General features: G+C 40.4%; 20 protein-coding genes. 9 read left to right on the plus strand and 11 right to left on the minus strand.

The genetic code is table 11. The features are described from left to right. Positions 1-23: 23 nt before the first annotated feature. From F952_RS05840 to F952_RS05850, 3 genes are all read left to right on the plus strand, one after another. Positions 24-395 (plus strand): hypothetical protein, encoded by a 372-nt coding sequence (locus F952_RS05840; protein WP_004923884.1) that lies wholly within the window; start codon positions 24-26, stop codon positions 393-395. Between the two features lie 243 nt (positions 396-638). Next, complete coding sequence (locus F952_RS05845) at positions 639-1,445, plus strand: SDR family NAD(P)-dependent oxidoreductase (RefSeq protein WP_004923886.1); 807 nt, start codon at positions 639-641, stop codon at positions 1,443-1,445. 380 nt (positions 1,446-1,825) lie between these two features. Further along, the gene (locus F952_RS05850) at positions 1,826-3,373 is read left to right on the plus strand and encodes an anti-phage dCTP deaminase (protein ID WP_004923889.1); all 1,548 of its coding nucleotides are present in this window, start codon (positions 1,826-1,828) and stop codon (positions 3,371-3,373) included. A 95-nt stretch (positions 3,374-3,468) separates the two neighbouring features. On the opposite strand, the gene F952_RS05855 is transcribed toward F952_RS05850, so the two are convergent. Beyond that, positions 3,469-3,786 carry a putative quinol monooxygenase gene (locus F952_RS05855; protein WP_004923892.1) on the minus strand — a complete coding sequence of 106 codons (318 nt, stop codon included), beginning with the start codon at positions 3,784-3,786 and terminating at the stop codon, positions 3,469-3,471. Continuing rightward, entirely contained in the window at positions 3,783-4,403 is a 621-nt protein-coding gene (locus tag F952_RS05860) for an NAD(P)H-dependent oxidoreductase (protein WP_004923895.1), read from the minus strand. Before F952_RS05860 ends, F952_RS05855 begins: the two co-directional genes overlap by 4 nt. Before the next feature lie 486 nt (positions 4,404-4,889). On the opposite strand from F952_RS05860, the gene craA reads away from it, so the two are divergent. Next, positions 4,890-6,119 carry a chloramphenicol efflux MFS transporter CraA gene (craA, locus tag F952_RS05865; protein WP_004923900.1) on the plus strand — a complete coding sequence of 410 codons (1,230 nt, stop codon included), beginning with the start codon at positions 4,890-4,892 and terminating at the stop codon, positions 6,117-6,119. Between the two features lie 53 nt (positions 6,120-6,172). Here the strand turns inward: craA and yccS are convergent, their stop codons facing one another. The 4 genes from yccS to F952_RS05885 form a co-directional block, all read right to left on the minus strand. Beyond that, positions 6,173-8,323, minus strand: a complete 2,151-nt coding sequence (gene yccS, locus F952_RS05870) for a YccS family putative transporter (protein WP_004923901.1) — start codon at positions 8,321-8,323, stop codon at positions 6,173-6,175. 175 nt (positions 8,324-8,498) lie between these two features. After that, a complete protein-coding gene (locus F952_RS05875; protein WP_004923906.1) occupies positions 8,499-9,110 on the minus strand; it encodes an NAD(P)-dependent oxidoreductase in 612 nt (203 codons plus the stop codon). 295 nt (positions 9,111-9,405) lie between these two features. Next, positions 9,406-10,518, minus strand: a complete 1,113-nt coding sequence (locus F952_RS05880; RefSeq protein WP_004923909.1) for an AI-2E family transporter — start codon at positions 10,516-10,518, stop codon at positions 9,406-9,408. A gap of 126 nt (positions 10,519-10,644) precedes the next feature. Further along, entirely contained in the window at positions 10,645-11,289 is a 645-nt protein-coding gene (locus F952_RS05885) for a ParA family protein (RefSeq protein WP_004923912.1), read from the minus strand. Positions 11,290-11,409: 120 nt separating this feature from the next. Here F952_RS05885 and F952_RS05890 point away from each other — a divergent pair, with 120 nt between their 5' ends. Together F952_RS05890 and F952_RS05895 are read left to right on the plus strand one after the other, a co-directional pair. After that, a complete protein-coding gene (locus F952_RS05890; RefSeq protein WP_004923915.1) occupies positions 11,410-11,880 on the plus strand; it encodes a Holliday junction resolvase-like protein in 471 nt (156 codons plus the stop codon). A gap of 120 nt (positions 11,881-12,000) precedes the next feature. Further along, entirely contained in the window at positions 12,001-12,561 is a 561-nt protein-coding gene (locus F952_RS05895) for a hypothetical protein (RefSeq protein ID WP_004923917.1), read from the plus strand. Positions 12,562-12,603: 42 nt separating this feature from the next. On the opposite strand, the gene F952_RS05900 is transcribed toward F952_RS05895, so the two are convergent. Together F952_RS05900 and F952_RS05905 are read right to left on the minus strand one after the other, a co-directional pair. Then, a complete protein-coding gene (locus tag F952_RS05900; protein WP_004923920.1) occupies positions 12,604-13,158 on the minus strand; it encodes a hypothetical protein in 555 nt (184 codons plus the stop codon). A 24-nt stretch (positions 13,159-13,182) separates the two neighbouring features. Further along, positions 13,183-13,953, minus strand: a complete 771-nt coding sequence (locus F952_RS05905; RefSeq protein WP_004923921.1) for a class I SAM-dependent methyltransferase — start codon at positions 13,951-13,953, stop codon at positions 13,183-13,185. 210 nt (positions 13,954-14,163) lie between these two features. Here F952_RS05905 and F952_RS05910 point away from each other — a divergent pair, with 210 nt between their 5' ends. Beyond that, the gene (locus F952_RS05910; RefSeq protein WP_026056917.1) at positions 14,164-15,012 is read left to right on the plus strand and encodes an aldo/keto reductase; all 849 of its coding nucleotides are present in this window, start codon (positions 14,164-14,166) and stop codon (positions 15,010-15,012) included. A gap of 160 nt (positions 15,013-15,172) precedes the next feature. Then, on the plus strand, positions 15,173-16,438 hold the full coding sequence (locus tag F952_RS05915; protein WP_004923924.1) for a hypothetical protein: 1,266 nt from the start codon (positions 15,173-15,175) through the stop codon (positions 16,436-16,438). Between the two features lie 84 nt (positions 16,439-16,522). Here the strand turns inward: F952_RS05915 and F952_RS05920 are convergent, their stop codons facing one another. Continuing rightward, a complete protein-coding gene (locus F952_RS05920; protein ID WP_004923926.1) occupies positions 16,523-17,101 on the minus strand; it encodes a hypothetical protein in 579 nt (192 codons plus the stop codon). A gap of 324 nt (positions 17,102-17,425) precedes the next feature. Between F952_RS05920 and F952_RS05925 the strand changes: the two genes are divergently transcribed. Continuing rightward, positions 17,426-18,388 carry a 2-hydroxyacid dehydrogenase gene (locus F952_RS05925; RefSeq protein ID WP_004923928.1) on the plus strand — a complete coding sequence of 321 codons (963 nt, stop codon included), beginning with the start codon at positions 17,426-17,428 and terminating at the stop codon, positions 18,386-18,388. 3 nt (positions 18,389-18,391) lie between these two features. Here the strand turns inward: F952_RS05925 and F952_RS05930 are convergent, their stop codons facing one another. Further along, positions 18,392-18,883 (minus strand): hypothetical protein, encoded by a 492-nt coding sequence (locus tag F952_RS05930; RefSeq protein WP_004923929.1) that lies wholly within the window; start codon positions 18,881-18,883, stop codon positions 18,392-18,394. A 168-nt stretch (positions 18,884-19,051) separates the two neighbouring features. Next, entirely contained in the window at positions 19,052-19,441 is a 390-nt protein-coding gene (locus F952_RS05935) for a hypothetical protein (protein WP_004923930.1), read from the minus strand. Positions 19,442-19,448: the final 7 nt, after the last annotated feature.

The raw sequence follows: 19,448 nt of genomic DNA on the forward strand, positions 1-19,448 counted from the left end.
TTGTTTTTTGATGTGTGAAAGAGATGTTACGTTTACTTGCAATTTCAGGATTATGTTTGGGATTAATGACAGGGTGTGCGACCACCACAAAATTAATGTCCTTCAAAAAAGAGGGTGAAACACCGCTGCAACAAGTGTTAAAAGCACAGCCTGAAATTAGTAGAGAACATCAAAATACTTCAATCCAGCAAGTATTTAATCGTGCAGAATCACCCACGGCTTCTAAAATTACCGTCATTCAAACAGGTTTGATGGATGATTCTGTGTCTGCCATCAAAACCGAGTATCTATTTAAGCTGAATGATGAAACATGGCAGTTGCAAAATAAACAACAGAGTTATCAGTGTGCTCGCGGTAAAAAGAGCAAAGGATTTCAGACAGCGCTGTGTTCTTAAATATAAAAGCGTGAACATTGGATGAGATCGAATACTGCTACTCAAAGTGCATTTGCGGATGCACTTTTTTGTTGCTGAATTTTGTTGGCCTTCTACAGCTTTCTATTAAAGCTAGGAATTCATATTTAACTTTTTAATGATCATTTCTTCCAAATTTTTAGAGTTAAGAGCGTAATTGCAATTTTCTTTCATCTGATAGCAAGTAATAATCATAAGTAAATATTTTTAAAAAAGTAGATTGATATGCAAGTAAATTCCGTGCAGATAAAAAACGCTACAGCAATCGTAACTGGTGCTTCTTCAGGTATCGGTTTGGCTTTCGCAAGCCTTCTAGCACAAAAGGGTTACAATCTTTTACTTATAGCAAGAAATATAAATAAATTGAATGATTTAGCAAAAACTCTATCAACACAATATGATACTCAATGCAATGTATTAAGCATTGATTTATCAGAGGAAAATGCCTCTAAAAAGGTTTTGGAATATATAATAACAAATAATTTAAATATTTCTGTGTTGATAAATAATGCGGGTTTTTCGGGTAATTATAAATTTTTAGAAGCTGATTGGTCGCAACTTTCTAAAGAACTGAATGTAATGTCGATTGCAGTAACCGAACTATGTTATTTGATAGCGCCTCTAATGGAAAAAAATAGTTGGGGCAGAATTATTAATGTTTCATCGGGTGCAGCATATCTTCCACCAACTCAAAGTCTGTTGTACACAGGATTAAAAAGTTATGTTTTGAATTTTTCGCAATCTTTAGACATGGAGCTTAAGCCTAAAGGAATAAACGTAACGGCATTATGCCCTGGTTTCACGAGAAGCGAATTTCACAATACAATGGGGACGAATAAACAAGTGAGTAAGGTTCCAAACTTTTTATGGCAAGCTCCTGATCAAGTTGCTTTAGAAGGTTGGCATGCTGTTATGAAAGGTCATCCAGTGTGTATCCCAGGATTAATTAATAAGATCATTATCTCAACATCCAGACATTTACCATTGAATCTTCAATATAATTTAGGGAAATTAATGAATCCTTTTAAATAGTGACTATGTATATACTTGATTGTTAAAATTTTCTTCAATATTTAGGCTTTATGAATATATCTGTTGATCATAAAATAGCTTGATCAATTTCTTGCTCCCTTGCGCACTTTAAATTGCAACGATTAACATAAATCTCAAGTCAAATCTTTTCTGCTATTTTCAGAATACTCAAAAGTATTTTGAGTGCTTTATTTTTTCAAATATATATCCCGATCAAACATATCTAATGAAAAATGTTCTTAAGATACTAGATGGTTGGGTTTTATCGTCCAAATGATCGCGTTATTAATACAACTCATATTTAAATAACCCTGAGCAACATATTTTTCTAAATAAAACCGTTAGAATACATTGATATCTCAATTGATTTGCTGGAGATCATGTTGCTAGAGCAAATACAAAAAGTCAGTCATGAACTCATCATTGGGCTAGTGGGCGCTGTCGGAAGTCGTTTAAATGTCTTAACCAGTACATTGATGGATTTGTTACACAACGAATTTGCTTATGATGTCGAAGTAATCACGATTTCCAAAGATATTCTGGCTCGATACATTGAGCAGTCATCTACGCCGATGGATGCCTTTGAACGTATTTATCGTTATATGGACAAAGGCAATGAATTAAGACGAGAGCACGATACCGACTTTCTTGCACTTGAGGTGGCAAGGCTGATTGCAAAACGTCGTCAAGACTGGCAGGAAGCACATCCAGCGCAAGATGCAAATCAAAGACGTGTTGCCTTCATTATCGACTCTTTAAAACATGAATCAGAAGTTCAGGCATTACGACAAATTTATAGTACGGGTTTTTTCCAGTTATCGTTATATGAGTCGAAAAAAGCACGTGAAAATACCTTGATTCATGATTATGCCATTCGTCCAGAAAGCGCCAAAATCCTGATTGAACGTGATGAAGGTGAGGCCAATGACTATGGGCAACATACCAGTGAAGCCTTTCATCTTGCAGATTATTTTTTAAAATTTGATCAGCATTATTCTGAGCAATCTCTTGGTTCGCAGCAAGAATTACGAGCATCGTGTTTTCGCTTCTTAAGAATTCTGTTTGCAGATCCTTACATTACTCCCACGTTTAATGAATTTGCGACGTATATGTCCTTTACCGCAAGTGTGCGCTCTGCAGATTTATCGCGACAAGTGGGTGCAGTCATTGCACGTAATAATACTATTTTGGCAATTGGCTCAAATGATGTGCCCAAGTTTCAGGGGGGAACATATTGGCCGTATTTCGATGAAAACACAGGAGAGGTCAAAGATCTGGAGTCTGGGCGTGATTACATGCGTGGATTTGATGCAAATACCATCGAGAAAAATAAAATCATTGATGACTTATTTCAGCAATTGGCCAATGCGATTGATCAATCTGTCGATGCCGAGCGTACCACGCCTTTGAAGCTCCAGATTCATCAGATTTTAAAAGAAAGCAAAATTAAAAAAATTACCGAATATGGTCGGGTGGTACATGCAGAAATGGATGCATTGCTCAGTTGTAGCCGGAGCAATATTTCTACTCAGGGTGCGACTTTATTTGTGACGACTTTTCCGTGTCATAACTGTGCCAAGCATATTATATCGGCAGGGATTGAAAAGGTGGTATTTGTAGAGCCTTATCCCAAGAGTAAAGCCTTAATGATGCATGAAGATTCAATTACCCAGAAATGGGAAGGGCAAGAATATACCGAGCAAAACAAACTAATTTTTGAGCCTTTTGTGGGAGTTGGAGCGCGTAGTTTTGTCAATTTGTTTTCCATGTCTTTAGGCAGTGGACGCAAATTAAAACGCAAAAGCAAAGAGGGTTATGTTTTGTCTTGGAATGCGAAAACAGCCGAGCTTAGACTACCGATGTATTATTTATCTCATCGTGAGTTAGAGCAGGAAATCGAACAATCGATGTTAAAGAAATCCTTTTAATCTGATGATTTGATTGAGTTGCATTGAAAGATACACCATCAGACTGTTCAGAGCAGGGAATGAAGATCTGCCCGGAACAATAGTGAGCAGTACGATTAGGCGGTTGTGTCCTGTAAAATTCGGATATCTACACTCGCGACATGATCCTTGACGCGCTCTTGATGTGCCAGCATATGAGCGGTTTGTAGATGTGCTTGCAAATGAGCCACGCTTTCCCACTGTTCAAACATCATGATCGAGTCATAATCAACGCGTTGGAAACTGGCCTCCGCAGGTGCATCAATCAGGGGCTGATACTGATAACAACCTACCTCAGCCAAAACTTGAGGTAAAATTTGCTCAAATGAAGCTAAAACCTGTTGACGATGCTCTGCACCAGTGTGAGTACGTATTTCTGCAATCACAGTAATCATGCGATATTCTCCAGTTTCGAGTGAGATACATTCTTTTGGCTAAAATTTTCAAGTAAATGTTGACGATACATCGCCAGATACTCAGCAACATTCGGCATCTTGATTACATCATTGACAATAAATGTTGGCAATGCTTGCATGCCTAAAAACTGATTAGCTTTATGAAAGGGCAGGTAGACGCCATCTACACCAACGCCATGAAAAAACTGTTCTGGATCATCAAATGCTGCAAGTGGTGCATTCCAGGTAAGCGAAAGCATATATTTTTTGCCCTGAATCAAACCACCTGAGCCATATTTCTTACTTTGATCGGCACGGCTACGTCCATCACTTGCATATAACGAGCCATGTCCTGCTGTAAAAATATCGTCGATATATTTTTTGACTGTCCATGGCGCACCCATCCACCAGCCTGGCATTTGATAAATCACCACATCTGCCCAAAGATACTTTTTTACTTCTGCCTCAATATTGTAATTGGTATCGGCACGTGAAACATCAACCTGATGTCCCAACTCGCTGAGTAATTCTTCTGCAAATGTGGTGAGGGTATCGTTAAGTTCGCCTTTTGAGTGGGCAAAGGTTTTTGCGCCATTCACAATTAGAATATTGCTCATAAAAGTAAGATTAGAAGTGGATTTATGGGCAGTATAGTCAGATGAAACTATTTAAAAAATGCAGCAATATGCAAAAGATTATTGATATAAAATCATGAATGATTGAATTAAATAATCAAGATATTGCATAAATAAGGTTACTCTCGGCTTAAAATGTGGATAACTTTTTAGTTATGCACAACAGATATCAAAAATCATAAATCTGAAATAAACAACTGAGCTACAACACAGTATTTTGGCGTCGACGTATAAATCAAAAAATGCTATTTTACTCCTGACTCAGCAGTCTAGATCAATTACATTTATCATCACAGATTGTGATGTCTCCTTTCAAACTTATACACCCTGTGAATACGGTGTTTTTGCTGGTTGAATCAGCCTAATTAAAATCAATTCTTTTTCCTTGGTGCTTGTCATCAGGCTGAGGCATTGTTCATCAAAAATATGCTCAAGCCATGACTCCCCAATATTGATTAGTAGATCACAATGCAAAATGTTCGAACAACAACATTAAACCGCACAACGTTAATGTTTCCTTTGGCTCTGGTTTTATTCGAGTTTGCGGTATACATCGGAAACGATTTAATTCAGCCTGCCATGCTGGCCATTACTCAGGATTTTGCTGTGAGTGCCACTTGGGCACCTTCTTCGATGTCCTTTTATTTGCTGGGTGGTGCATGTGTGGCTTGGTTACTCGGCCCATTGTCTGATCGTCTTGGGCGTAAACGTGTACTGCTATTTGGTGTGCTATTTTTTGCGCTGTGCTGTCTTCTGATTTTACTGACACACAATATGGCACAATTTTTGGCATTACGTTTTTTACAAGGCATTGGCTTAAGTGTGATTACTGCGGTCGGTTATGCGGCAATTCAGGAAACCTTTGAGGAGCGTGATGCGATTAAAGTCATGGCTTTAATGGCAAATATCTCGTTACTTGCGCCATTACTTGGCCCCGTCTTGGGTGCTTTTCTCATTGATTATGTATCTTGGCATTGGGGGTTCGTTGCAATTGCGACTCTGGCTGGTTTAAGTTGGTTTGGCCTTAAAGCCAAAATGCCAAGTCAGCAACACAGTGTGACCCGTCAGCCTTTCGTGTATCTATTTGATGATTTTAAAAAGATCTATTTGGATAAACGCTTTCTTGGCTTAAGTCTGGGGCTGCCACTGGTCGGGATGCCACTGATGCTCTGGATTGCATTATCCCCCGTGATGTTGGTCGATGAACTTAAATTTAGCAGTGTGCAATATGGTCTGGCGCAGTTTCCTATTTTTATGGGTTTAATTCTGGGAAATATTGTGCTCATCAAGATCATAGATCGTTTTCCGCTTGGAAAAACCATTTTAATGGGCTTACCGATTATGCTCGTAGGAACACTGGTTTTGCTGGTGGGCGCAATCTGGCAAGACTATCTGGCAGTTTGCCTCTTGGTTGGCATGACGCTGATCAGTTTTGGTGAAGGGATTAGTTTTTCGGTTATTTACCGCTTTGCATTGATGTCTTCCCCAGTTGCCAAGGGAACAGTTGCCGCTGCGGTCTCGATGCTTTTAATGTTTAGCTTTTTTATCATGATTGAACTGGTACGTGAGCTGTATGTGCATTTTCATGTGCTGGCATTTAGTCTGTCTTGTGTGGTCTTGATTACACTCTGGTTTTTGCTGCCACGACTGATGCTTAAACAGGAAATGGCAATCCGTCATACACATGATCAGTTCTAATCTGTTTGAAGCTCTGATATGTCTGGACGGAAAGCGCCAGACATATCGACGGATTAACGAATCTCTTTTTCAAGGAGTTGGCGACGCAGTGTTACCAGTTCAGGGAGTGTTTCTAACAGTAGGCTGATCTGCTTTAAAATCAGCATAAAATATTCGGATGTGGATTCACGTGCAGCCAAATCGTAAATTTCTTGTAGACGAATTTTAATGTCTGTTTTAGATAATGTCCGTTGCTCTATAAGAACCTGTTTTAGCGTATTTAGACACCAGCGCATTAAATCAAGAATGTACTGATCTCCAATTTTTTCACGATGACTCCCCAAAGCAGAGATATAGCTCAATTGGCTATGGCTGTAGACCAAATAGCGAAATGCATAATGAATCAGTTGCGGGTTGGGCGAAGGTTCGGCACTTAAACTTGAAATCATGCTAGAGAGTTCGATCTGGGCATTATGTGCCAAACGCCGTGTACGACGGTAATCCATACTGTTGGTTCGTCCAGCGTCATATTGCTGCACCACGGCATCGAAATAATCCAGACTGGCTTGTGTGCTATTACGAATATTGTTTGAGATATTTCTAAAATTCCAGTCAGGCCAGATAAAACTGACGGCAAACCACGCAATACCACAGCCAAGTAAAGTATCCATCATTCGTGGCAAAATGATATTAAAGCCAGATCCTTTCAGATTAAAAATCAGCAATACCATTAGGGTTGCCATGGATGTGGCAAGGGCATATTTCTTCTGGCGTAAATAGAAAAAACATACACCACAGATCACCGTGATCATGAGCTGACCTTCGACACTGGGTACAAAATACAGGATCGGAATCCCTAAAATTACACCCAGTAAGGTGCCAAATGTGCGTAATTTAAGCCGACTTTTGGTCGCAAAATAAGTTACCTGACACACAAATAAACCCGTGAGTAAAATCCAATAGCCATTTTTTGCAAAGGGCAAAAGCGAGATCAGGGAGCCAGCGGCAAATACAAAAGCAATCCGCACAGCATGTCGAAATAATGCGGATGTTGGATGAAGATGCTGTCTAAATTTAAGCCATAGATCCTTAATCCCGTGAATGTCATCATCCAGTAGATTTAGATTATCAACATGCTGCTGAAAGCGGGCAGGATAGGTGTACTGGATATCGTTCAGGTTATGCAGTTGATCATCAATAATATGCAGATTGTTTAAAATGAGCCGAAGATTTTTCACTTCAATATTGTCAGGGTTCATTCTAATCCAGTCCTGCATTGAGCGTTCAAGCTGATCAAGTGCCTGTGATAATTCTGGTGCGGGTTGGTAGGGACGATGAGTCAAAATACACTGACACAAGGTTTCACAGGCGATCGCTTGCAAACGGATATTTTTTTGAATACGAAAAATCAGATCACTACGGCTAAAATTATCCTGAATCTGTTCATAATGAAGATAATTGGCACTGACCTGTTCATGAATATCCTGTGCCACAAAATAAAGATGTAACCAGTAAATACTGTTCTGATTGACCCGCGAAGCTTTTAACCGTGTCAGAAGTGAGGCTTTGGCTGTATTTAGGCGCTGAACGGTCTGGGCATTTTCCAGGGATAAATCAAATAGTAACTGTTCTACATTTTCATGATTGTCTGGATCAAATAATTTAGATTTGCTATTTAACAGTTTGGCGAGCGCAGAAAAAATCTGTGATAGATTATCTTGCACTGCGAGTGTGGGTTTGATCATATAAAAAATAATCGAGGTCAGCCCATACCAGATCACGCCATAAACGAAATATAGCGGTTGTTGATACCAAACTTGATATTCTCCCAAACCGAATAAAGTATAAATCGACAGTAAAATCGTGCCAAAAGAAATGGTGGCGTAGCGCTGCCCGAGTGAGCCCAATAAAATCAGAAAACCACTGGATAAAGATAAATAGATGATCAATAGAAAAGGGTACGGCGAAAGAAACTCTAGAACACTACTCACGACAAAAAATAGAAAGCTCACATAAACCAGATTACGTAGGCGAATACTGAGGCGATCATCAAAATCTGTCAGTGCGGTCGCTATGGCGCCTAAAGTAACAGGAATGATCAGTTCATGATGTCCGAGGTAACGTAATCCTAATGTGGTTCCTGACAAGACAATAAAAATCTGCAAGCAATAAACAGTGGTCGAATTAAAATTATAATGATTAAACCATCTCAAGCGGTTATTCATAAATTAAGGATCATAATCTGAATAATTATAAATTTAGGGTGAGCTTTTTTGACGGCACTGTCAATCTAGCAGCTAAAAGGATTTAAGAAATTAAATAAAAAAAAGAGATCTCATTGTCTGAGATCTCTGGAGGTAAGGGGCTGCAAGGAGCCAGCCCTTTGGTTATTATTTAAGTTTAATAACCTACAGTAAAACGTTGCTGGATATGATTATTATGTTCAAGCTCATCGGCCAATGCTACAGCAAAGTCTTCGGCAGAAATTTTACTCCCTTCTTCACCGACCAGAAGTTCATCTTTCCCTAAACGGAATTCGCCTGTACGTTTTCCAGGCCCAAATTCCGCAGAAGGAGAAATAAAGGTCCAATCCAGATCATCTTTCTCTTTGAGCTTATCTAGAAAGTGTGCGGCTGCTTCAGCTTCTGGTTTGTAAGCCTCTGGAAAGTCTTCACTATCGAGTACGCGAGTGTTTTGATGGGGTACATGCAGACTACCTGCACCCCCTACAACCAGATAACGTTTTACTTTAGAGTCATGAATTGCATTAAATAAGGCATTCGCATCTAATCCGTGAAAGCGCACTGCACTGATTACAGCATCCTGTCCTCTTAATGCCTCAACCAAGGCATCGTGATCATTGAGATCAATGTCGACCGCCATCACGCGTTCGGTGTCTGCTACTTTATGGGTGTCCCGTGCAAGTGCTTTGACATAGTGACCACGTGAGACCAATTCTTCTAAAATACGTGAACCTGCCATACCTGTTGCGCCAATGAGTGCAATCTTCATTCTCTATTCCTCTAGCTATTGTTGTGATTCATAACATGTTGAAATTGGATCATGTAAATTATGATGACAGCACCTCATGTAATTAGCGTTCAGTTTATGTCCTTGAGATGTAATACAAAGTAGCAATTCGATAACCAATGATCGGAATTTGTAGAAAAACCTTGAAATAAAAAGGTCTATATAGGGTGATATGGGCAGACCAGAAATAGAAAAACGAACTAAAATTGAAAATCTGTGGATCACTAGAAGCCTATCCACAGTGGTGATTATTCATATGATTTAAGCGATTAAAAACTTAAAGCTTGGTCTGGTCATCCAAATCATCGTAGATCAGGGTCGCTTTGGGCACTGGTTCAGGTTCAATATTTTCATGCAGCCATTCACGCCAGATCGCAAGTAAAATGGCTAAAATCACTGGCCCAATAAATAGTCCGACCAAACCAAAACTTGCTAATCCTCCCAACACACCAAACATAATAAGCAGAAATGGAATTTGAGTTGCACCTGAAATGACCAGGGGACGAATTACATTATCTGAAGTACTGACAATACATACGCCCCAGAGCATGACACCAATTGCCCCCATCATTTGGCCTTGCGAAAATAACCATAAAGCCACAGAGGTATAGGCAAGTGGGGTACCAAAAGGAATCAGTGCCAATAAAAAGGTTACAATGGTTAACACCATTGGATTAGGGACACCTGCAACGAAATAACTGAGTCCTGCCAGAATCGCCTGTGCGACTGCGGTCAGTCCTACACCATACACAACTGCACGAGTAGTTTCTGAAATGGTATCCATATAATGGTGAATACGCGGGCCAATGACCATTTCGAGTGCCTTACTGACCTGATTCAAAATGGTATGTCCATCTCGGTAGAAAAAGAATAATGACAGCAAAGCAAAGCATAGCTTGACTAGGTTTTTACTGATCTCACTGAGTACAAAGCGGCCATAACCCATGTGGCTTTGAATCCACAATGATAAATTTTGAGTGAGATTGCTAGGATTGGTATTGATTTCATTGAGTATACGGGTGATTTCATTGCCCACTAGCGGGAGCTCGCGGATAAAATCAGGTGCGCTTAAATGTCCAGAGAAAATCTGCTGCTGTAATTCAATAAATAGATTACGTCCCTCATGTTGTAGCATAAATACGGCAAAAGTTAGTGGAATACCAATGACCAGAATAATCAGGCTGATCATGAGGGTTGCACTCAGATTGGGACGATTTTCTCCGCAAAAACGTTGAATACCGATATAAATTGGCCAGGTCATATAAGCAATAATCGCGGCCCACACTACAGGAACAATAAAATACTTCAGGATATGGAAACCAAGAAGTAGCAGGATAATTAATAATCCAAATAATAAAGCTCGTTGTATGGTTGGCGCGTATTGTTGCACAGAACTCTCTAAATGAATAATGACAGGGCCAAATCATATTAACTGAAAAATATACACTGGCAAATCATCAGTTGGTTTTATTACGTAGTCAAAGTTACATCATGTTATCGTTTTAAAATCAGAAATTTAAAACCATTTAGACGGGTCATCAACCAAGGCATCAAGTAGTGGTTGCCATTGCTCTTGCATCTGTAAAAAGTTTTTCTGGCTTTTATCAAAAATAGATAAACCTTGCATTGCCAGTTGACTATATGCGCTGCGTTCAGAAATTGAGGCAATAGGGCTCTGCTCGATTTTTTCAAAAAATTGCTGAATATCTTTATTGCTGGCACTATTCGGTTTCATTCGATTGGCAAGTAACAAAATATCCACTTTACCTTTGCGAATCCGCTTAATATCGTGAATGTCCTTTAGAAAACGCTTGGTACTGTCGATATCAAAAAAAGAAGGTTGCAATGGAGTGACAATGGCGTGTGACTCACTAATCAGTTGCTGGGCCTGATCATCAGAAAGTGCACCTGGTGCATCAATAATTAAATAATCCAGTCCTTTAGGGGCTTCACCTACCGATTTTTCATGACGCCAGTCCAGACTTTGAATTGCAACCGCTGTATCTGGTCGTTGTTTTAGCCATTGTCGAGCTGATTTCTGATTGTCTGCATCGGCCAGTGCCACACTATAGCCTTTTTTTGCCAATGCTGAAGCTAACGTGATCGCTGTAATTGTTTTGCCGCAACCGCCTTTTTGATTTGCTATAAGTATCGTTTTCATGCCTGCCTGGTTCTCTAAATCCCAAATTAGATTAGCATTTTTTTTGCTGCTTATGGTTACACATGACAAAAGTGTTTGGCTTATTTAAAGTGGGAGACAAAATTTACAATAGGAAGAACGATGTCGATCTGGATGGCAATGCTGATTGGGGCGTGTATTGGGGTGGTGATCACGACCTTGATCCTCTCAAACAGTCGAAATGGTCGGATCAAGGCCGAGTATGAACAATATATTGCCGAACTGGAACTTGAGCATCAGCAGGCATTAATGGCGGCACAGAAGCGCAGTGTAAATACCAGTCGTGCTGTACTCAAAGGTAAAATGGCAGAACAGCTTGCGCCTATATTGCCAGAATTTCGCTATCTCCCCAGCGACGCTAAATTTTTGGGTGATCCTGTCGATTATATTGTATTTGATGGTTATACCGATTTTAGAGATGGCGAGGGACAAGCAGAAGATATTGATGTCGTGTTAATCGATATTAAAAGTGGTCAAGCCCGTTTAACCAAAGGGCAGCAAGCCATTGCCGAAGCGATTCGTGCGGGACGTGTTCGTTTTGAAACGCTCAGGATTGATTTTGATGATACCTAAAACCTTCCACGAAATTACGTCATGTTGTTACTAAAATATGCTGTTTTTTCAATAAACGCTACTTAGTATTTTATTAATATAAATGGCAAAGCGACATGTTTTAAAAAGTTGAGGAATACTATGCACAAGCGCTTAATGATCGGGTTATGTGCTGCACTATGGTTTGGGCAAGCCAGTGCATCTAACTCAATTGAATATAATATTGCCCGAGGACTCGCGCCAGAGGCCAAAGGGCAGTCTATTTCTGTATTAAAGCCTTTTTATGGTGATTTCCGTATTTTGGGTTCTAAACAGTATCAGCATGACGAGCAAGCCAAATTTTCACCCATTGATTACGCAGTAAGTTGGGGACTGTTCGCACATCCTGATATCGCTTCACAAATCAAGATTAATCAATACGATCGTTACTTAAACTGGAGTATGCGAACTGTACCTGTTCCACCTGCGCAAGCTCTTAAGCTCGTGTCGAACATGCATATTATTCCTGCCAGTCCCGAAATTGCCAAACAAATTACTCAAGTCAAGCGGGGTGATCTGGTTCGTTTGAAAGGTGATCTGGTTGAAATTAAAGATAACAATCTGGTTTGGACATCTTCACTCTCACCTGGTGGTGTTGGCGATGGTGCCTGCGAGGTATTTCGGGTGAATTCTATCCAATGGATTGAACGCGAGAAAATATGACCTGAAACTTAATGATTTGATTCAGGTCATCCTCGTATATTTTTAGGATTTAGGGGTCAAACTGCTTTTCCAGTGTCTGAGCTGCTCTTGAGCATGTAAGAAATCACCGAGTCCTTGCGTAGTGGGTGAGGCTGAAGTTTGACTAGCAGCTGAGCTGGTATCTGTGTTCTGATAAATTTTAGCCTGATTTTCCCAGTATTGATAAAACAACCCCTGAATATAACGGCCTTGTTCGGTTTTTAAATCGAGGGCTTTTAGCATCTGCATGGCAGAATGTACGGTATCTCGTTTACGGGTACGTTCAAATTCTGCGGTCAAGTCACCATTTTTTTGCATCTTGACCAGCTCCGCTTCCATTTCATCATTCATCTCTGAAAAACGACGATCAAAATCTTCCAGAATCGCAACATCATGCGCATCTTCTGGTGTGGCAGCAAAGGTTTTGACTGGTGGCGTTTGTAACTCTTTCATGGTGTTTTGCTGCTGGGAGCTTGTTTGTTCGGTGTCCGTTTTTTCTTGATTTTTATGACAGGCAGTTAACATCAGTGCCGAACCGATGACCATAGCCAATGTGACGGGTTTGAATTTGTATCTCATAAGGGTATCCTGTGTCGGTTTTATTTATATTTTTTTAAAATCATATGCATAAGTAATGTAAGGGAAATCAATCTGATCAGTGGGTTGTTTACCTGTACATTCAAAGACAATATGTTCAAATTGTTGTTTGAGTTGCTGTTGCTGTGCTTCAGGCATTGCGGCAATAAAGCTGGTTGAAAGTAGGCGTTGGCTTACGACCTGCTCGACAGTTCCTGTATGTACGTGTGAAAAAACACGCGCATGTTCAAGCTTAAATAAGTGTTGGTGTTCGAAAGCCTTTTTCCATTCACCACTATGATAGCGTGGCGTATCTCCCTCGAAGGTCATTAGCATGTCGGCTATTTGTTTTACCCAGTCAATATTTTCATCACGCTGATTCCAGATCAATCCCAAATGCCCTGAAGGTTTTAGTAATTGATAAATTTCATTTAAGCTTTCAATATTGGCAAACCAGTGAAATGATTGCGCACAGAGCACAGCATCAATGCTTTCTGACTCAAGTGGAATATTGGTACTTTGTGCTTGAAGCACCTTGATATCAGGATGTGCGGTCTGTAATTGTTGCAGCATTTCATGCACCGGTTCTACCGCCACAATGTCAGTGGTGACTTGTTTTAAGTAGGGTAGAAATTTGCCTGTGCCTGCGCCTAAATCAACAACCTTTGAATATTTGTTTAATCGTAAGTCTTGCTTTAGCCACTCCACCACCGCTTGAGGATAATTAGGACGAGCATGTTGATATAGCTCTGCGGCTTGGCTAAAACCCTGTTGTGCAGCATGATGAACCTGATTCATGGTTGGCTACTCTTTATTGAAGACCATAAAAATAGACATATTGATTATCCTATTATAGAAATATCAGGATCAGTATCGTGTGAAATAGCATTTTTAATACAAATTGACAGGCCTCTTCACAGCGTGATATCCAAAGACTACTGGGGTTAGCAGACGGTTCATGGCATGATAGAACCAAAATTAAAGATAGAGACGGCGCAGACCAATCCCATGAGCATAGAAAAAAATATTCCAGATTTAATCCTTCACGACGGACATTCAATTCCTGCATTAGGATTTGGAACTTATACATTAAAAGGTCAGCAGGGCGTAGACACGATGCTTCGGGCTTTAGGGCATGGCTATCGCATGCTGGATTCTGCGTTTAATTATGAAAATGAAGGTGCTGTAGGAGCAGCGGTACGGCAGTCGGGTCTGTTACGAGATGAGATCTTTATCACTTCAAAGTTGCCAGGTCGACATCATGCTTATGATAAAGCAATGGAAACCATTGAAGAATCTTTATACCGTATGCAATTTGACTATCTGGATCTGTATTTAATTCATTGGCCAAATCCACAACAGGGTTTATATATTGAAGCATGGCAAGCTTTAATTGATGCTCAGAAAAAAGGTTATATCCGTTCGATTGGCGTAAGCAACTTTTTACCCAAGCACATCGAAACCTTACGCCGTGAAACAGGAGTTATTCCTGTGATCAATCAGGTCGAGTTACATCCTTATTTTAATCAGGCCGAGCAAAGAGCATATGATGAGTCTCAGCAGATCATAACGATGGCATGGAGCCCACTTGGACGAGCAAAGGCAATTTTAGATGATGCTGTGTTAAAACAGATTGCTCAGGAGACGTCTCGTACAGTGGTACAAGTGGTTTTAAGATGGCAAGTGCAGATGGGGGTGATTCCAATTCCAAAAGCAGCCAGTGATCAGAATCAAATGGCCAATCAGGCGATTTTTGATTTTAGCCTTTCGGATGATCAAGTCCAGCGAATTAATGCCTTAACATGTGCTGACGGACGGATTCGCAATCAGGATCCAGCAGTTTATGAAGAGTTTTAACGCAACACAAAATCGGGCATCAATGGCAAGATTTTCACAATGTGTCATCTTTTGCCCTGTTTTATCTACAATACCCTTATAGAATAAGCGATTTAGCCATTCTGTGCATTTGCTTGCATAAATGCAAAATGAACATTGGTCTTAATTTTTCGGTGCCTCCATGGATAAACAAATAATTTTTGAAGATGATCACATCCGTGTCATTTTTCTCAAAGGCAGTTCGAGCGAGCTGGTCATTTCATTTGGTGATCTGATTACCCGTGCCAAAGGTTTGTCCATCAATGCCGAGAAATCTTTGGTGAAATATGATTACAACGTGCTTGGCATTATGCCCAAGTTAAAATCATGGTTTCCCGAAGCCTCAATGCAAAACATGATGCAACAGGTTGCTCCTATTTTAGCTGACTTTTCCAGAATTGTAGGGTATGGCGGTTCAATGGGCGGTTATGCTGCAATTAAATATTCAGGCTTATTAAAAATGAATCGTGTGATTGCATTTGTACCGCAATATACGATTGATCCACAGGAAGTTGAAGATCGTCGTTATGCCGAGTTTTTTGATGTAAATATCCATCGGGATATGCAGATCCAGACTCAGGATGTATCGGAGCAGGCAGAATATATTATTGTGTATGATCCTTACTATCACGAGGACCGCGAGCATTATCGCAAGATTAAAAAGATCTTACCGCAGCTCATGACATTGCATCTTCCATTTACTGGGCATGAAGCGTTATCGGTACTGGCAAGTTCTAGTTTGCTCAATGATTTTATTCGGCATCCATTAGAGCAGCGCTATTTTTATCAGCAGATGCGCAGTGTCAAAAAGAACAGTAAGTTCTACTATCGTACCGTCATTAATAATTTAATGTCGCGTCACAGCGCAGCTCTGGGGCGTATTTTACGCAGTAATGATCTTCATCTGGATGATCAGTATCTGGATGCCAATCTTAAGCAACTGATTACTCGCGTTATGCTGAATCGTCGTCAGGTGACAGAGCAGGATCTGCAAAAGCTGGGCATTAAAGTCAATCTGTCGCAGGCGACCAATAATCATTTGCAGGATCATTATACCAATCAGGTGGTTTTTAATTTAATTAGCCATAAGATTGAGTGTTATCCGCAAGAGGCTGTGCTTCGTAATAATAAATATCTGATTGCTGTTGAAGCCAAAATGAGTGGACTGGTCAAGATTGAGATTAATGGCGAACGTTATCTGGTGGTGATGAATGACCGTCGTGTCACCAAACTGTTTAAAGAACATGAAACATTGACGCCAGATATGAGTCCAATTGTGATTAAGAAATACCCAGACTATTATGTTTTAAGTTATAAAAACTTAAATTTAAGCAGTGACGAGCATGGTTTATGCAGCTTTGTTGAAGGGTCAGTCAACGATGAAGCAAAGTTTCATGCAGTACAATAAAGCGTAATTTAAATAAAAAAGGGACGAAAAATCGTCCCTTTTTTATGTTGATCAGATCAATAAATCCAATACTTTGCTAATGGCTTACTGACCCACGCCGACTTGCGTTTTAACACCTACATTACGTGGTGATACATTGGCATCAACACCTGCATTGGCATTTACTGAACCCACTTTGATACCTGCCTGAGTATTTGCGTTTACGCCTGTTTTGGCTTTAGCATGGTGTTTAGCTTCAGACTGTTTCTTCTTGGTATTCCAATGCGATTCAGCTTTGGCCTTTTCTTTAGCAGCAAATTTTTCAGTGCCGTTTACTGCTTTTTTGGTTCCACTTTTGGTATCTTGCCAAGCCTGTTCGCTTTTATCTCCGACTTTCTCTGCCACATTGACGGTTTTATCTTTGGCATCAACAGCGAAGTCGTGTGTTTTGTGTGCGACATGACTACCTGCATCCACAGTTGCATCAGTGGCTTTAACAGCGGTTGAATGAACAGCATGCGCAGTATCGGTCACGCCATTTTTTACCCCACTGCCGATACGGTTCAAGAGGCCACCAGATTCTACTTGTGCATTGGCGCCGACATCGACAGAGGCATTGCCTGCAAATACGGTAGCAGAAGCAAGAATACTTGCGGTTAAAATTGCAGATTTCATCATTTTCATTTTTCTATCCTTTTGTAAATCCACCTACGTGATGAACATGACATAGTAGGTGAACGACAGCCGTATCATATGCAAAAATTTTGATGTTGTGTGAAATAAATCAAAAAAATTACAAGCAGTTAACAGCATGATCAAACTTGCGGAGAAATCATGAAGAACAGAAAAATACGATTTTTAATCCTCATGCAAATTCTATAGCTAAATAAAAATCCGCTTGACGCATTGTATTTTCAGTCGGATAGTCATGATCTATGTATGAACAAAGTTTGCCAGCAAATAAAGAGCAGACGTTATTTTCTTCATAAATTTACAAAAGAGTCGAAGATGAGTTTGAATGCAGCATTTTTAGATTACGGTTCGCTAGACATGAATGATCTGGATTTTAGTCCGTTGCAAGCATGTTTTAATGATCTACAGCTTTATTCTGCGAGTACTCCAGATCAGGTTATCCCTCGTTTAAAGGATGTTCAGGTCGCAATTACCAATAAAGTCGTTATTAATGCCGAAGCATTAACACGGCTTCCCAAGCTCAAACTGATTTTGGTCTCTGCAACAGGTACCAATAATGTTGATTTGAGGGCTGCCAAAGCACAGGGCATTGTGGTATGTAACTGTCAGGGCTACGGGACAGCTTCGGTGGCTCAACATACGCTCACCTTAATGCTGGCTCTTGCGACCTCGCTGCTGCGTTACGACCATGCTGTAGCACAAGGGCGTTGGCAGCAGGCATCACAGTTTTGTTTTTTGGATTATCCAATTATTGAATTATCTGGAAAAACACTCGGGATTGTTGGATATGGCGAGCTTGGGAAAGAGGTGGCGCGTTTAGCTCAAGCCTTTGGTATGAAAATACTCATTGCCAATTTGCCTCAGCGTCCAAAACATGAAGACCGCTTGGAGCTTGAAGCACTTCTGCCACAGGTAGATTTCCTGAGTTTACATTGCCCATTGACTGAACACACTCAGCATTTAATTGATGCTCACGCTTTTGCACTCATGAAGCCAAGTGCATTTCTGATTAACTGCGCACGTGGTGGCATCGTGCATGAACAAGCTTTACTCGATGCTCTAAAGCAGGGGAGAATTGCAGGGGCCGCGACAGATGTTTTGAGTATCGAACCACCAAAAAACGGCAATCCTTTGCTTGATGAAAAATTACCCAATCTGATTATTACCCCACATTCGGCATGGGGAAGTGTTCAGTCTCGACAACGTATGGTTGAGCAACTGGCTGAAAATGCAAAAGCGTTTAGTATTGGTCAGACCATACGTCAGGTCAATGCCTAAGAATTAAGGGTTGGCACTTTCAGGCAGTGGAGTCGTTGTCGCCGATGGTGTAACACTCGATGTTTGTGGAACCAAGTTGTTGGTCGCCTGAGATGATTGACTCAAAGTTCCTTGTTCGATGGGTACCGTTCCGCCGTTGGTACCGACGACAGCATCTTTGGTTTGTTGCCATTTTTGCTCGGTAAACGTTTTCGCTTCACCCGCTTTTTCTTTGGCCACCTGAGATTGTTCTGTTCCAAATTCTTTGGTGTCTTGCCATTTTTCACTTATCTTGTTGGATGACTTTTCAGCACCACGTTGAATGGAATTTCCTAGTCGCGAAATACTTTGCCCTGTTTTGTAGGTCAGTACTCGAAAGATATTTGGATTATCACCATATGGCATGGTTTTGGGTTGATCAGGATTTGAAGGCGTGGTTTCGGCTGCACTGGCATTGAGGGCGGTTACACCACAAAGCATGCTAAATGACATCACTAAAATAGAATGCTTGAGCATGAGCAGAATCCTTTATTTGTTCATTTTAAGATAAGCATTATCTTAGCGGGATCTTGTTAAATAAAAAACCAGCGCATTACAATCGTTACAGCTTGCTACAACCAAGATACAGTCATGGACAAAATAAAAAGAATAAGCCCTTGGAAAACCAAGGGCTAAATGAACAGTTTATTGGCAAAGTGCGACGTTTTCTTTCTTGAAATTGTCACGTAATGACAAGAAGTTGGTTTGAACGTCTTTATCATATAAATCAAAGTTTCGAGCAGAACTAGTGCCATCTTTAGCCATAATAATAGACGACGCAGAGATCAGCGTATTTCCTGTAAATGTCCAGTTTTCACGGGCACGACCCGCATCCATGACCCCTGTAAATTCAATAATACATTGTTCATTGAGCTTAATCAGTTTGGCTTTATTGTTTCGGGTATCTGGAAAGGCTTTAATATTGGTGACTTCTTCGATAACACCTACAGTTGTTTCTGGTAGTGGGGGATTACTCGAACATGCACTGATGACTAAGCCGCTGAATACGCTAAGAGCAAGTGTTTTTAGTTTCATATTGTCA

This window comes from Acinetobacter baylyi DSM 14961 = CIP 107474 (assembly GCF_000368685.1).
Classification (GTDB): domain Bacteria; phylum Pseudomonadota; class Gammaproteobacteria; order Pseudomonadales; family Moraxellaceae; genus Acinetobacter; species Acinetobacter baylyi.